This window comes from Eisenbergiella tayi (genome assembly GCF_001881565.1).
GTDB classification, from domain to species: Bacteria; Bacillota; Clostridia; order Lachnospirales; family Lachnospiraceae; genus Eisenbergiella; species Eisenbergiella tayi.
The window spans coordinates 326,464-342,101 of the sequence record NZ_MPDJ01000004.1 but is presented as its reverse complement, the minus strand read 5'-3'; the positions used below and the strand labels follow the sequence as shown (position 1 = coordinate 342,101).

Genomic DNA, 15,638 nt, shown 5'->3' with positions numbered 1-15,638 from the left:
GGAAAGACAGTATTTATACTGGATACAGGGCAGACACATAAATGTTGGGGCAAAAGAAATAACCCGGCCTATTATTTTACGATAAAATATAAGGAAATAAATGAATAATAAACGATAAGGAGTAAACATGGTTAGAATGCATATTATACAGGACGCAAATTTATTAAATCTGGTAAATCATATAAGCCGCCGGTAAAAATCTAAGAACAGGGGCATAAATATATAGTAATGATGTGATGCAGGAGATGTATTTATGCCCTTAGACGAAAAAGGAGAAAAAATGGCAGCAAAAGAAAAAAACAGTGTCCTTGAGCAGGTATGCAGAATTTTAACCCGCGAAAATTTTATTACGCCGGAGGAACAACTGCGTATGTTGGAACAGCTTCGGAAGGAGTGAAAATACCTTGTATGGAATAGAAGCGTCTTCATGGCAGTTTCGGGCGGTAACATATAACCGGTGCAGCACGGAAGAGGAACGGCAGAAGGATGCACTGGTAAAACAAGTACAGGAAGCCAAAAATTGTGTGGCTGAACAAGGATGGCAATTAATAGATACCTATGTGGAGGCCAAGAGTGGAACTACATCGAAAGGAAGAAAGGAATACAATAGGCTTTATCAGGATTTGGAAACAGATAAATTTGATATTATAGTAATAAAGAGCCAGGACAGACTGATGCGCAATACCAAGGACTGGTATCTGTTCCTGGACAGATTACAAAGAAATAAAAAACGGCTTTACATATATTTGGAAAGGAAATTTTACACCCCTGATGATGCGCTGATAACAGGCATAAAGGCAATCCTTGCGGAAGAATACAGCCGTGAACTCAGTAAAAAAATTAATAACGCCCATCGGAACCGGCAGCGTGAAGGACAGTGCTTTGTAATAACCAATCATACCTATGGATATAAAAAGCTTCCGGATAAAAGCCTCCTGGTCGATGAGCAGGAAGCGGAAATGATACGCATGATATTTCAATTGTCGGCGAATGGTTATGGAACACACTGCAGCGCTGAAATTTTATTTGCGAAGGGATATCGGAACAGGGAAGGCAATATGCTTAGTCCCTCCATCATACGCAATATAATCCGCAACCCGTTATATAAAGGGGATGTTGTCCAGAACCGTTATCATTATGACTTTGACAGTAAGCAAGTGAGCAGGAATCCGGAATCAGACTGGATAATACATAGGAAAGCCATTCCGGCAATTGTTGATGATGAACTGTTCCTGCGTGCAAACAGAAGCATGGATGACAGAAGGGAGATGAGAAATTGTGGTGGCAGTTATGCAAAATTCAGCAGCCAGGGAAAGTTTGATTTCTCAGGGAAACTTTGCTGTGGCTTATGCGGGCATCCCTTTTACAGAACTGTCAGACAGAGAAAGGATGGAAAGGCAGTTGAGTGGAAATGTAGTAATTACCTGCAGAACGGAAGAAAAAAGGAAGCTTTGCAGAGAAATCAGATAAGAAAGGCGCCCAAAGAAGAATATGCAGGTTGTGACAATGTTCATGTAGATGAAGAAAAACTGCAGATAACACTGGAAACCATATGCCAAAAAAAATATAAAAGCCTGAATATCAGGAAAGAAGACCTCCTTAGAGATACACTGGCGGTTTTAAGGAAAGTGTTTCATAATGAAAACGCTTATGGGGAAAAAGAAAAACTGGAGGAGGCCTCGGACAGGATACTGAGACAAGAGGATATTCTGCTGGAAAAGCTTTTGGACGGCGTTATTTCCGATGTGGAATATACCAGAAAAAGCGAAGGCTTTCAAAAAGAAATGGACAAAATCAATTTTCAATTGACCAAGCTTCAGGAGCAGGCTGAACAGAGCATTACTTTAGAAAAAAGAATAGAAGATATAAGGAGGAACCTGGAAAGCGGTATCATAGAACAAGCCCAGACGGCTGACATGCTGCAGAATATCCAAAAGATAAAAGTGTTTCCTGACTGTCTGGAGATTTACCTTGATTCATGGAAAATCTGCGGCATAGAAGAATCCCAAAATGATATGTTCCAATCTGTCCGGGAGGAAACAGACAGACTTACGGTGGTTAAAATACCTCAGAAGTGCAGTACATCCCATCAGCAAATGATTGAAGAGGAAAAAAAGATTATTATACGGTATATGAAGCAAAATCCACGGATTACGGCCAAAATGATTTCTGAGAAGATGGATGTCAGTATTTCTCTTGTAAACAGGAGAATCCGGGAACTGAGAAAGGAAGGGAAAATACATTATAGCGTGCCAAATGGAAAGGGAAGATGGATTATTTCATGATTAGGCTGCCGGTATCTGTTTTATAAGGATACCGGCAATATTAAAAAAGCGGATATGGAAAAAGCCAAGAGAGTCAGGTGGCGGAAACGAAAAATACATGATAAAATGGTAATGTAAAAATTATGGGGGTTTGCCGAAGGAGAATCATTATGAAAAAAACATTACCCATCGGAATGGAAGACTTTAAAGAAATTATTGAAAAAGATTGTTACTATGTAGATAAATCTTTGTTCGTTAAAGAACTTTTGGATAACAGCAGCAAGGTGCGGCTGTTTACCAGGCCGCGGCGCTTTGGGAAGACATTGGCTCTCAGCATGCTCCGGTACTTCTTCGAAAAAGAATTTACAGCAGAGGGGGAGGCAATAGATAACAGCGGGCTGTTCAAGGGACTGAAAATTTTTGGTGCCGGGGAAAGTTACCTTAAGCATATGGGGCAATACCCTGTTATCAGCCTGTCTCTGAAATCTGCAAAACAGCCGGATTTTGAAATGGCCTATGATGCGGTCGTGAATGAAATTTCAAAGGAATTTGTGCGGCACAATTATGTAATAGATGGTGACTGGCTGCTTACTGAAGAGAAAGAGTTGTTTATCCGTATAAGAGAGAAAAAGGCTTCCCGGATTGATTACGCTATTGCATTGGAGTTTCTTACACGCTGCCTGAAGAAGGTATATCAGAAAAACGTTATAATTTTAATAGACGAATATGATGTGCCGCTTGAAAATGCATGGTTCAGAGGATTTTATGGCCAAATGACAGATTTTATCAGGTCTCTGTTTGAATCTGCCTTAAAGTCAAATTTCAATCTGGAATTTGCAGTAGTAACCGGCTGTCTCCGAATCAGTAAAGAAAGTATTTTTACGGGCTTAAACAATCTAGAAATTGTTTCTGTATTGCGCTCCAGATATTCGGAATATTTTGGGTTTACTGTCCCGGAGGTCGTAAGCCTGCTCCATTTTTATCATATAGAAGAAAAGACGGAAGAAGTGAAGCGCTGGTATGACGGTTATCTTTTTGGAGATACGGAAGTATATAACCCATGGAGTATGGTTAATTATGTGAACGAAGCCGTAAGTGAGGTTAATTCAATGCCCCGGCCCTATTGGGCAAACACTTCGTCTAACAGTATCATACGGGATATGATTGAACATGCGGGCAGCAGCGTAAAAATGGAGCTGGAAAATCTGATTGCGGGGGACTGTATTGAGAAACCGGTACATGAGGATATCACCTACGAAGACATCTATCGGTCGGAGGATAATCTTTGGAACTTCCTTTTCTTTACAGGATACTTAAAAAAGACCAGGGAATATATGCAGGCGGATACCATTTATATGTTGTTGGCGATTCCCAATGCAGAGGTGAAATATATCTACCGAAATACCATTATGGAATGGTTCGACAGGCAAATCAGACAGAAGGATTTTTCGTTGTTGTATAAAGCACTGTTGGAAAAGGATACCATGATGGTTGAAAAAGAACTTTCCAGAAATCTGATGGAGACAATAAGCTTTTTCGACTACAGGGAAGATTATTATCATGGTTTTACAACAGGACTTCTGAAAATGATGGAGGGTTATATTGTAGAATCCAACCGGGAAAGCGGTATGGGGAGGAGCGATATTATTATCCGTTCGGCGCCATATGAAGGGATAGCGGTCATTATTGAAACAAAGGTGGCGGATTCCTATGGGCATCTGGAAGAAAAAGCCTCCCAGGCACTCGCGCAAATAGAAGAAAAGCAGTACGATGCGGGCTTGCGTTCAGAAGGCTACCACACGTTTATAAAATATGGCATTGCATTCTTCAAAAAGCTTTGCAGGGTGCTGACGGATAAATAAGAACGGCGGAGAGGGAGCCCACTTTGGATATTCCTTTTTATCATTTATGACACCCGGCTGAAGACCTGGCTTCCATAAATGATCAGATAACCAAGCCCCCTTCTGGCTGCCAGGAATTCACCGATGATGACGCCGACAAGGGCCAGCCCGATATTTACCTTCATCGTGCTGAGTATAATAGGAACGGATCCGGGAAGGACCACTTTAAATAAGGTGGTTCTCCGGTTGCCTCCAAGGGTATAAATAAGCTTTATTTTTTCCTCGTCCACCTGACGGAAGCCGGTGTAAAGATTGATGATAGCCCCGAAGATGGCCACAGAGATACCGGCGACAATTATGGTGTTCATTCCGGTTCCCAGCCATACGATAAGCAGCGGCGCCAAAGCGGATTTGGGAAGGCTGTTAAGGACAACGAGGTAAGGCTCCAGGATTTCCGTCAGTTTCGTGGAATACCACAGCAGTGTGGCGCAGATCATGCTGAAAGCAAAAACCAGGAGAAAGCTGAGTATGGTTTCGTATAAAGTAACGCCGATATGCATGAATAAGGAGTTCTTTTGCAGCATAGTAATAAAACAGGCAGCAACCCGGCTGGGGCTGGAAAAGAAGAAGGAGTCAATGATTTTCAGATCGGCACACAGCTCCCAGACAGCCAGAAAGACAATAAGAATGAAGAAACGCATAAAAGTAACCATTCGGTGATGCTTCCTGTGATCGGCTACAAAGCGTTCCTGGGCAGAGGCGGAAAGCTCTGCCGGGGTCATGTTTTTCGTTGATTTTTTATGATTCATCTGTCAGTTCCTCCCAAAGCTGATTAAAATAATCCTTGAATTCCGGCGCGTTTCTGGAAGCGAGCAGGGAATCATCTTTAAGGGTGAGGTGAATAGGGATTTCAGCTTTTACCCGTGCGGGACGGTTGCTGAGAACAATAACCCTATCCGCCAGGCTGACGGCTTCCGAAAGGTCGTGGGTAATTAAAACTGCGGTTTTCCCGGCGGAACGTATGATCCGGCAGATATCCGCGGACACCGTGAGACGTGTCTGGTAGTCAAGGGCGCTGAAGGGTTCGTCGAGAAGCAGGATTTCCGGCTCCAGGGCCAGTGTACGGACGAGAGCCGCACGCTGCTTCAGACCGCCGGACAGCTCACTTGGTTTTTTATGAAGAAAAGGAGAAAGGCCATAGTCATTTACCATGGAAAGAACCTTTTCCTTCTTTTCGGGGGTCAGCTGTTTGTTGATTTCCAGTCCGAGTGTGACATTTTTATAAATATCCCTCCATTCGAAGAGATGATCATGCTGAAGCATGTAGCCGATTCCCGGCTTTTTATCATGCGGATCTTTGGTATAAAAAGTAATATCGCCGGATTCAGGCTGAAGCAATCCGGCAATGAGGGAGAGAATCGTAGATTTTCCACAGCCGCTGGGACCGACGATGGCCAGGAATTCTCCGGTTCGGACCGAAAAGGATATGTTGTCGAGTGCTTTGATTTCCCCGTTCAGACTGTGATAGGAGAAAGCTATATTTTTCAATGAGAGTATGATGTCTTCCATGTCAATCCTCCAATCTGGCCGGAAAAGAAAATACCGGGTCCCATGGTGGCAATTCGGTTCCGGACAGTTATATAACATATCATATGAATCCGGCGGGAATTTGTTCCTTGCCGGTATTTTTTCGGAAATACCGGCATAAACTGATGGCTTTGCCGATATCCCCGAAATGTATGAACTATGTAAAAAGGATTTATTTTAGTGGTGGATGAGGGCGGAAAATGGTAAAATAAATTCAGGATAATAACGACTGCGGAAACAGGTGGCTGGCGAGAGAGGGGGGCGCGGGAATGCGTGGATGGAAGCTTGGATGGAAAGTGCTCTGGCCTGTTTTATGGTATTTGGGGGTAATGGGAGCGGCGGCCCTGCTGTGTCCCCGGAGGTTCTCTGTGCTGGAGGTGGCCGGTGTGGCGGCGGGAGCTGCGGTGGTGACATTGCTTCTGGGCGGACGGCTGTACAGAGGAAGAGGCTTTTGGGAAAATCTGGGAAGCGGCGGTAAGACGCTGGGATATGGATGGCTGCTTATTCCGGCAGGAATAGCTGTGTGCATTATGCTGAACGGCCTGCTTATTCTGTTCGGTCTGGAAAGTACATCCGGCATGTATGACGGAAGGGCGGAAATGATATACGCAAGCCGAATGTGGGAACAGCTGCTGATATCCTGTGTACTGATTCCCTTTGCCGAAGAGCTGGTCTTCCGGGAACTGGGATTCGGAAGACTGCGTAAGGAATGCGGACCGGCTCTGGCGGCAGGCATAACAGCGGTGCTTTTTGGAATATATCATCTTCAGCTGGTGCAGGGCCTTTACGCCGTATGCCTGGGATTGCTGCTGGCGGCGGCCTATGAGAAATGCGGAGGGCTGGGGGCGGCGTTTCTGGTGCATGCAGTTTCCAATCTGACAGCTGTGGTTTTGTCTTTAGAAGGGGAGAGAAGCTGGCTTTGGGGAAAAAGTCTCTTTGTAGTTTCAGCCACCCTGATTTCCGGCCTTATTCTTATCCTGTGTGTCCGAAAGATGTTGAAAACGGAGGGGACGGAGACGAAAACTTTATTGCAATAAAGTTCATTTTATGGTACTATCATTTTTAAATTGAAATTATGAGGTACTTTTTATCGAATAAAGGGCCGGATTTGTGGCGGAATGGAGGATATTATGGCACAGCTCTGGGGCGGACGTTTTACGAAGGAAACGGACAAGCTGGCATATCAGTTCAATGCATCAATACATTTTGACAGGCGTTTTTTTGAGCAGGATATCGAAGGGAGCATTGCCCATGCGGTGATGCTGGAGAAGCAGGGGATTCTTACACAGGCGGAAAAGGATGCCATTGTGAAGGGGCTGACCGGAATACGTGAGGATGTGAAGGAAGGCAGTCTTGTTATTACGGATGAATATGAAGACATTCACAGCTTTGTGGAAGCGAATCTCATTGACCGTATCGGCGATGCGGGAAAGAAGCTGCATACGGGAAGAAGCAGGAATGATCAGGTGGCGCTGGACATGAAGCTGTATGTGCGCCAGGAAATTCTGGAAACGGACGCTTATTTAAAGGAACTCCTGGAGACGCTGATCCGTCTTATGGAAGAAAATATGGAAACCTATATGCCCGGTTTCACTCATATGCAGAAAGCACAGCCCACCACTCTGGCCCACCATCTGGGCGCTTATTTTGAAATGTTTAAAAGAGACAGGCTCCGTATGAAGGACATTTTCATGAGAATGAACTATTGCCCTTTGGGGGCGGGAGCCCTGGCAGGAACCACATATCCTCTGGACAGAAGCTATACGGCTTCTCTGCTTGGCTTTGAAGGACCGACGCTTAACAGTATGGATTCTGTGTCGGACAGAGATTATCTCATAGAGCTGTTATCCGCTCTTTCTACTATAATGATGCATTTGAGCCGTTTCTCCGAGGAGATTATCACATGGAATTCCAATGAATATCACTTTGTGGAGATCGACGATGCCTATTCCACAGGAAGCAGTATCATGCCTCAGAAGAAGAACCCGGATATCGCGGAGCTGACCCGCGGAAAGACAGGGCGGGTTTACGGGGCGCTGATTTCCATGCTCACAACGATGAAGGGAATTCCTCTCGCTTATAACAAAGACATGCAGGAAGACAAGGAAATGACCTTTGATGCTATTGATACGGTAAAAAGCTGCCTGGTTCTTTTTAACGGAATGGTAAAGACGATGCGCTTTAATAAGGCTGTTATGGAAAAAAGTGCCGTGAACGGATTTACCAATGCCACGGATGCAGCGGACTACCTGGTAGGCAAAGGCGTACCCTTCCGGGATGCCCATGGTATTATCGGCAGCCTTGTCCTTTACTGCATCGGGAAAAACACAAGCATTGACGCCTTAAGCCTGGAAGAACTCAAAACAATCAGTCCTGTTTTTGAAGAGGACATATATGAGGCGGTTTCCCTGAAAACCTGCGTGGAAAAACGGCTGACCCTGGGAGCTCCGGGGATGGATGCCATGAAGGAAGTTATCGCGATCAATAAGGAATATCTGAAGGAAGAATGGGAGCTTCAGCCCGGCATTTTAAAACAGCCGCTGGAGAAACAAGTTCTGTAATTATCTTTATTTAGAATATATATTTAAGAAAGATGAGGAGAGAAAAGATGAGCGAGAAACTGAAAGTAGGTATCTTAGGCGGAACCGGTATGGTAGGGCAGCGTTTTATTTCCCTGCTGGAAAACCATCCCTGGTTTGAGGTGACCACAATTGCGGCAAGCCCCAGATCAGCGGGTAAAACCTATGAGGAGGCTGTGGGTGACAGGTGGAAGATGACTGCCCCCATGCCGGAAGCAGTGAAAAAAATAGCGGTAATGAATGTCAACGAAGTGGAAAAGGTTGCCGCTGAGGTGGATTTTGTTTTCAGTGCGGTTGATATGACCAAAGAAGAAATCAAGAAAATAGAAGAAGAGTATGCAAAAACGGAAACTCCCGTGGTATCCAATAACAGCGCTCATCGCTGGACTCCCGACGTTCCCATGGTGGTGCCGGAAATCAATCCGGAGCACATGCAGGTTATTGAATTCCAGAAAAAGCGTCTCGGAACCACAAGAGGCTTTGTGGCTGTTAAGCCCAACTGTTCCATTCAAAGCTACGCGCCCGTGCTCACCGCATGGAAGGAATTCGAGCCTGTGGAGGTGGTTGCAACCACATATCAGGCAATTTCCGGAGCGGGCAAAACTTTCAAGGACTGGCCTGAAATGGTGGGAAATATCATCCCGTATATCGGCGGTGAAGAAGAAAAGAGTGAAAAAGAACCTCTTCGTATCTGGGGTAAGATCGAAGACGGCGTGATTGTACCCGCGACCTCTCCTGTAATTACCTGCCAGTGTATCCGTGTGCCTGTTCTGAACGGACATACCGCAGCCGTATTTGTTAAGTTCAACAAAAAGCCTACGAAGGAACAGTTAATCGAAAAGCTGGTGAATTTCAAAGGCGTGCCTCAGGAACTGGAGCTTCCCAGCGCTCCGAAGCAGTTCATTCAGTATCTTGAGGAAGATAACCGTCCTCAGGTAACTATGGATGTGGATTATGAAAACGGCATGGGAGTTTCCGTCGGCCGTCTGAGAGAAGATACGGTATATGACTGGAAGTTTATCGGACTTTCCCATAATACGGTACGCGGCGCAGCAGGCGGAGCCGTTTTATGTGCAGAACTGCTGAAAGCACAGGGCTATATTACAAAGAAATAAGTCCTGGTAAAAGAGGTATAATTTGGGCAAGGATTTATTTATAGCGGAAAAACCTAGTGTTGCCCGCGAGTTTGCAAAAGCATTAAAATATAATATGAGCAATCGGGATGGATATATGGAATCAGAACAGGCTATCGTCACTTGGTGCGTAGGCCATCTGGTTACCATGAGCTATCCCGATGCTTATGATCCGGAATTGAAAAGATGGACGCTGAAAACGCTGCCTTTTATTCCGAATGAGTATAAATATGAAGTAATTCCCTCGGTGAAGAAACAGTTTGATATTGTGAGCGGCCTGCTGAACAGGGAAGATGTAGCCAGAATTTATGTCTGCACCGACTCCGGGCGGGAAGGGGAATATATTTACCGTCTGGTGGAACGGCAGGCGGGTATCGATGAAAATTCAGGAAAAGAAAGACGGCGGGTCTGGATCGATTCCCAGACGGAAGAAGAGATTTTAAGAGGGATCAAGGAGGCAAAAGAGTTATCCGCGTATGATAACCTTTGCGATGCGGCTTACCTGAGAGCGAAGGAAGATTACCTGATGGGAATTAATTTTTCCCGTGTCCTGACGCTGAAATACGGATATCCTGTGAAAAATTATCTGAAACAGGATAAAGCCGTGATTTCGGTAGGGCGGGTAATGACCTGTGTCCTCGGAATGGTGGTGAACAGGGAGCGGGAAATCAGGCAGTTTGTCAAGACTCCCTTTTATCGTGTGACAGGCCGGTTCGCCCTCGTCTCTTCCGGGGAGGAGACGAACGGAGGGCGCAGCTTTGAAGGCGAGTGGAGAGCCGTGGAAGGCTCGGCCTGGTTCCAGTCTCCTGCTTTATATAAAGAGAATGGGTTTAAGAAGAAAGAGGATGCGCAGAAGCTGATATCCTTTTTGGAAGAAGAACCTCAAAAAGCGCCGGTCATTGAAAAAATTGAAAAAAAGAAGGAGCAGAAGAATCCGCCCCTCTTATATAATCTTGCGGAGCTTCAGAATGACTGTTCCAAATACTTTAAGATAAGCCCGGATGAAACCCTGCGCATTGTGCAGGAGCTTTATGAAAAGAAGCTGACAACATACCCAAGAACGGACGCCCGTGTGCTTTCCAGCGCTGTGGCAAAGGAAATCAACAAGAATATCGGCGGGCTGCGTAATTACCAGCCGGCTGCGGCTTTTGCCGCGCAGGTGCTGGAACAGAAAAGCTGGCAGGGGATTGCTAAAACCAGATATGTCAATGACAAGCAGATAACGGACCATTATGCCATAATACCTACAGGCCAGGGTCTGGGAGCCCTTTCCTCCGTTTCCGCAACGGCGGCAAAGGTATATGAAATCATTGTCAGACGTTTTCTGAGTATTTTTTATCCCCCGGCGGTTTATCAGAAGATATCCCTGGTTATCAATATTAAGGGAGAACGTTTTTTCGCCAGCTTTAAGGTACTCATGGATGAGGGCTATCTGAAGGTAACCCAGTTTTCTTTTGCTAAGAAAAAAGAGGAGACTCCCAGGCCTGAAGAAGGAAAAAAGGAAGGACAGGAGAACGACGGCCAGGAAGAAGACATCAAATGTGATGCAGATTTCCTGAAAGTACTGCAGAGCCTGAAAAAAGGAGAAGAGCTTTCCTGCCAGGGACTGGAAATCAGGGAAGGCGAGACTTCACCTCCCAAACGCTATAATTCCGGAACAATCATCCTTACTATGGAGAATGCAGGACAGTTTGTAGAGGATGAGGAACTCCGTGCCCAGATAAAGGGCAGCGGCATCGGAACAAGCGCCACGAGGGCCGAGATTCTGAAAAAGCTGGTTTCTATTGATTATCTGGCGCTGAATAAGAAGACACAGATCATCACACCCACACAGATGGGGGAAATGATTTACGATGTGGTATCCGATTCCATAAAACCGCTGCTGAACCCGGCGCTGACGGCCAGCTGGGAAAAAGGGCTGACGATGGTGGCGGAAGGCACGATCACATCGGATGAATATATGAAAAAGCTCACTGATTTTGTGGGAAGAAGGACGAATATCGTAAAACAGCTGAATAATCAGCAGATTCTATTCCGGCAGTTCGATGAGAATGCAAAATATTATGCGAAACAGCCTGCCAGGACTGCGGCGCGTAAGGAGGATACCAAAAAGGAACCGGAAGCCCGTAAGGCATAGGCGAAGGGCGGAAGAGGCAGTCCGGCCGGAAGGAAAACAGCAGTTGGCAAGTGTGGTAGTACACAGATAGGAGCAGACATGGAACAATGTAAAATCATTAATCTGTATGACCTGAATGAAACGATTGCGGCACCTGTATTTGAAGGCTTTACCTATCCATGGGAAGTCCTTCCTGAAATCAAGTCCTTTATTCTGGAATTAGGCAAAACGCTGCCGGCAGACAGGTTTGACAAAGTGGGAGAGAATGTATGGATTGCCAAATCCGCAAAGGTGGCGCCGAGCGCGTATATTAACGGCCCTGCCATAATAGATGAGGAGGCGGAAATCCGTCACTGCGCTTTTATCAGAGGAAGCGCGATCGTGGGAAAAGGCGCTGTAGTAGGGAATTCCACTGAACTTAAAAATGTGATTCTTTTCAATAAGGTGCAGGTTCCCCATTATAACTATGTAGGCGACAGTATTCTGGGTTACAAGTCACATATGGGTGCGGGTTCCATCACTTCTAATGTGAAAAGTGACAAAACGCTGGTAGTGGTAAGATGCAATGGGGAAGAATGCCATACAGGTCTGAAAAAATTCGGAGCCATGCTGGGTGACAACGTGGAAGTGGGCTGCAATTCCGTATTGAATCCGGGAACCGTTATAGGACGGGGAACCAATATCTATCCTACTTCTATGGTGAGGGGCTTTGTGCCTGCCGACAGCATTTATAAGACAAAAACAGAAATATCCGAGAAAAGTCATAACGAAGGAAAGACAGACTGACAGATCGGATGAAAAAAGCGGAACCGGCTGGGTAAGACAGCCGGTTCCTTTTTTGGCTTCTTTTGCTGCGGCTGCTGCTCGGAATATACTGTGCGGAATATGGAAATTTATATTGACGAATATGTATTTTTCGTGTATAGTAACTGTTAGACGCGTTAATGCTTGCACGCGCTAAAGCGTAAAACCGGAAAGAAAAGAGGAAAATGTTATGAAAAGGTTATTGGCAATAGCGACTGCCTTTACAATGACGGCAGTTATGCTGGCAGGCTGTGGAAGCAGCACAAATGACAGCACAAATACTTCTGCGGCATCAGAACCCGCAGCACAGGAATCAGTACAGCCTGAAGCGGCCGAGAGCAGCGCAGCTGAAACAGGCGAAGCCGCAGATGCCCAGACAGATGCGGATAAGGTATACCAGATTGGAATCTGCCAGCTTTTACAGCATGATGCTTTGGATGCCGCTACATTAGGTTTTAAAGAAGCCTTAACAGACAAGCTTGGAGAAGATAAGGTAAAATTCGACGAGCAGAATGCATCCGGTGATTCCGCAACCTGTGCGACAATCATCAATCAGTTTGTATCTGCAGACGTGGATCTGATCCTGGCGAATGCCACAGCATCCTTACAGGCAGCAGCAGCCGGAACCGGAACCATTCCGATCCTGGGAACATCCATCACGGATTATGCGACCGCTCTGGAAATAGATGACTGGACAGGAACCACAGGCAAAAACATTTCCGGAACATCGGATCTGGCCCCCCTCAAGGAACAGGCCGCAATGCTTAATGAGCTTTTCCCGGATGCCAAGACAATAGGCCTGTTATATTGCTCCGCAGAAGCCAACTCCGTATACCAAGCAGACACGATTCAGGAATACCTGGAAGGCTACGGATATACCTGCAAGACATTCACTTTTGCAGATTCCAATGATATCGCTTCCGTAACGACCAATGCAACCGGCGAATGCGATGTAATCTATGTACCGACAGACAATACCGCAGCTTCCAACACGGAAGTAATCAATAATGTATGCCTTCCTGCAGGCGTTCCCGTTATTGCAGGCGAAGAAGGTATCTGCAAAGGCTGCGGCGTTGCAACCTTATCTATCAGCTATTATGATATCGGCTACAAGGCTGGCGAGATGGCAGTGGATATCCTGGTTAACGGAGCAGATATCACAACAATGCCTGTTGAGTTCGCTCCCAATGTAACCAAAGAATATAATGAGACTATTTGTAAAGAACTGAATATTACAGTGCCTGAAGACTATGTGGCCATTAAGGCGGAATAACCAGTATTTTACATAACATGCAAAGCGGACAGATGCCTGAACGGCACTCCACAAAAGCGGTTAAAAAGCCCTGCTTTTTACCGCTTTTTGTTGTACAATGCATTTTATAAAAAAAGAGATATCTTTTCAGAATAAATTCCTTTATAATAGATACCTGTGAGGCCTGTCAAGGGCTTAAATATTGAAGATACGGGGAGGTAAATGACGTGAACATTATGTCACTCTTAAATGCGCTGCCAGGCGCCTGCGCCCAGGGATTGATCTGGGGAATTATGGCAATAGGTGTATACATAACCTACAAAATACTGGATCTGGCAGACTTGACTGTAGATGGAACCATGGCTACCGGAGGGGCCGTATGTATTATGATGATACGTGCCGGCCATTCCCTGGGCATTTCTCTTATATGTGCGGTGCTGGCCGGTGCCCTGGCGGGACTGGTGACCGGTATTTTCCATACATCCATGGGCATTCCGGCCATACTCGCCGGAATACTGACCCAGCTTGGCCTGTACTCGGTTAACTTAAGAATTCTCGGCAACAGCTCCAACCAGGCGGTAGGAGTGGATAAATACGACTTGCTGGTATCTCTGCGATACATAAAGGGCGTGCCCTTTTACCAGAATACCATTCTTATCTGTATTGTTATCCTTATTATATTGATTGCCTTGCTTTACTGGTTTTTCGGTACAGAACTCGGCTGCTCCATCCGTGCTACCGGATCTAATCCGAATATGTCCAGGGCACAGGGGATTAATACTAATTTCTGCAAAATACTCGGTCTTATGCTTTCAAACGGAATCGTAGCTTTCGCCAGTGCACTGTATGCCCAGTATCAGGGCTTCGCAGATGTAAATATGGGACGGGGAGCTATCGTCATCGGCCTGGCTGCCGTAATTATCGGAGAGGTAATTTTCAGCCGCGTCCGTGGAAATTTTGCATTCAAGCTGTTTTCGGCGGCATTGGGAGCCATTATATATTATATTGTCCTTCAGGTGGTGCTGTGGCTCGGTCTGAATTCCAACGATCTGAAGCTGTTCTCCGCCCTGGTAGTGGCCCTGTTCCTGGCTATCCCTTATCTAAAGGGAAAGTACTTCAATAAGCCGGCAAAAAAAGGAGGTGCTCCCCGTGCTTAGTATATCCGGAATAACAAAAACATTTAATGCTGGTACGATCAATGAAAAAACAGCGCTGAACGGCTTATCCCTCAAACTGGAAGAGGGAGATTTCGTAACAGTTATCGGAGGAAACGGCGCCGGAAAATCCACCATGCTCAATGCAGTGGCCGGGGTTTTCTCCGTAGATGAAGGAAACATCACTATCGACGGAATCGATGTAACCAAGCTGCCGGAGTACAAACGCGCCAAATATCTGGGACGTGTTTTCCAGGATCCCATGACGGGTACGGCAGCCAATATGCAGATAGAAGAAAATCTGGCATTGGCGTCAAGAAGAGGAAACCATCGTACCCTGCGTTCCGGAATTTCCCAGAAAGAACGTGCACAGTACCAGGAACAGCTTAAAATCCTGGAGCTTGGTCTTGAGTTCCGCATGACAAGCAAAGTAGGCCTTCTTTCCGGCGGACAGCGCCAGGCTCTGACACTCCTTATGGCAACCCTGAAGAAACCCCGCCTCCTTCTTCTGGATGAGCATACCGCGGCATTGGATCCCAAGACGGCCGCGAAGGTATTGGAAATCACGGAAAAAATAGTGGAAAGGGATCATCTGACGACGCTGATGATCACACACAATATGAAGGATGCCATCGCCCATGGAAACCGCCTGATCATGATGCATGAAGGAAGGGTTATTTATGACGTGGCAGGGGAAGAGAAGAAAAAGCTTCAGGTGTCCGATCTTCTCAAGAAATTCGAACAGGTCAGCGGAAGTGAATTTGCTAACGATAGGATGATGCTGAATTAGAATCGAGTAGGAGGCGGTGACTAACCGCCGTCCTCTCACAGCACCGTGCGTACCGTTCGGTACACGGCGCTTTCAATAGTTGACGTGCACGGACTGATAGGCTGTGGCTAAATCATAG

At 46.0% G+C, this 15,638-nt stretch carries 12 protein-coding genes; 10 read left to right on the top strand and 2 right to left on the bottom strand.

Features of this window, described 5'->3' with window-relative positions; genetic code table 11:
* Positions 1-404 precede the first annotated feature (404 nt).
* Positions 405-2,285 (top strand): recombinase family protein, encoded by a 1,881-nt coding sequence (locus BLA28_RS16140; RefSeq protein WP_069158171.1) that lies wholly within the window; start codon positions 405-407, stop codon positions 2,283-2,285.
* A gap of 149 nt (positions 2,286-2,434) precedes the next feature.
* Positions 2,435-4,126, top strand: coding sequence for an AAA family ATPase (locus BLA28_RS16135; RefSeq protein WP_069158170.1), 1,692 nt, complete (start codon positions 2,435-2,437; stop codon positions 4,124-4,126).
* A gap of 44 nt (positions 4,127-4,170) precedes the next feature.
* Here the strand turns inward: BLA28_RS16135 and BLA28_RS16130 are convergent, their stop codons facing one another.
* Positions 4,171-4,914: an ABC transporter permease gene (locus tag BLA28_RS16130; RefSeq protein WP_242880621.1), complete on the bottom strand. Its 744-nt coding sequence runs from the start codon at positions 4,912-4,914 to the stop codon at positions 4,171-4,173.
* Positions 4,904-5,674 (bottom strand): ABC transporter ATP-binding protein, encoded by a 771-nt coding sequence (locus tag BLA28_RS16125; RefSeq protein ID WP_009252420.1) that lies wholly within the window; start codon positions 5,672-5,674, stop codon positions 4,904-4,906. Before BLA28_RS16125 ends, BLA28_RS16130 begins: the two co-directional genes overlap by 11 nt.
* 287 nt (positions 5,675-5,961) lie before the next feature.
* On the opposite strand from BLA28_RS16125, the gene BLA28_RS16120 reads away from it, so the two are divergent.
* The 8 genes from BLA28_RS16120 (at position 5,962) to BLA28_RS16085 (ending at position 15,520) form a co-directional block, all read left to right on the top strand.
* Positions 5,962-6,729: a CPBP family intramembrane glutamic endopeptidase gene (locus tag BLA28_RS16120; RefSeq protein WP_069158169.1), complete on the top strand. Its 768-nt coding sequence runs from the start codon at positions 5,962-5,964 to the stop codon at positions 6,727-6,729.
* A 93-nt stretch (positions 6,730-6,822) separates the two neighbouring features.
* Positions 6,823-8,253, top strand: a complete 1,431-nt coding sequence (gene argH, locus BLA28_RS16115; protein WP_044963941.1) for an argininosuccinate lyase — start codon at positions 6,823-6,825, stop codon at positions 8,251-8,253.
* Positions 8,254-8,300: 47 nt separating this feature from the next.
* Entirely contained in the window at positions 8,301-9,386 is a 1,086-nt protein-coding gene (asd, locus tag BLA28_RS16110; protein ID WP_069152640.1) for an aspartate-semialdehyde dehydrogenase, read from the top strand.
* A gap of 22 nt (positions 9,387-9,408) precedes the next feature.
* Complete coding sequence (locus BLA28_RS16105) at positions 9,409-11,541, top strand: DNA topoisomerase (protein ID WP_069158168.1); 2,133 nt, start codon at positions 9,409-9,411, stop codon at positions 11,539-11,541.
* Between the two features lie 78 nt (positions 11,542-11,619).
* Positions 11,620-12,306, top strand: coding sequence for an acyltransferase (locus tag BLA28_RS16100; RefSeq protein ID WP_069158167.1), 687 nt, complete (start codon positions 11,620-11,622; stop codon positions 12,304-12,306).
* Between the two features lie 208 nt (positions 12,307-12,514).
* On the top strand, positions 12,515-13,597 hold the full coding sequence (locus BLA28_RS16095; protein WP_044963952.1) for an ABC transporter substrate-binding protein: 1,083 nt from the start codon (positions 12,515-12,517) through the stop codon (positions 13,595-13,597).
* Between the two features lie 206 nt (positions 13,598-13,803).
* The gene (locus BLA28_RS16090) at positions 13,804-14,733 is read left to right on the top strand and encodes an ABC transporter permease (protein ID WP_009252428.1); all 930 of its coding nucleotides are present in this window, start codon (positions 13,804-13,806) and stop codon (positions 14,731-14,733) included.
* Positions 14,726-15,520, top strand: a complete 795-nt coding sequence (locus tag BLA28_RS16085) for an ABC transporter ATP-binding protein (protein ID WP_069152636.1) — start codon at positions 14,726-14,728, stop codon at positions 15,518-15,520. Before BLA28_RS16090 ends, BLA28_RS16085 begins: the two co-directional genes overlap by 8 nt.
* Positions 15,521-15,638 lie beyond the last annotated feature (118 nt).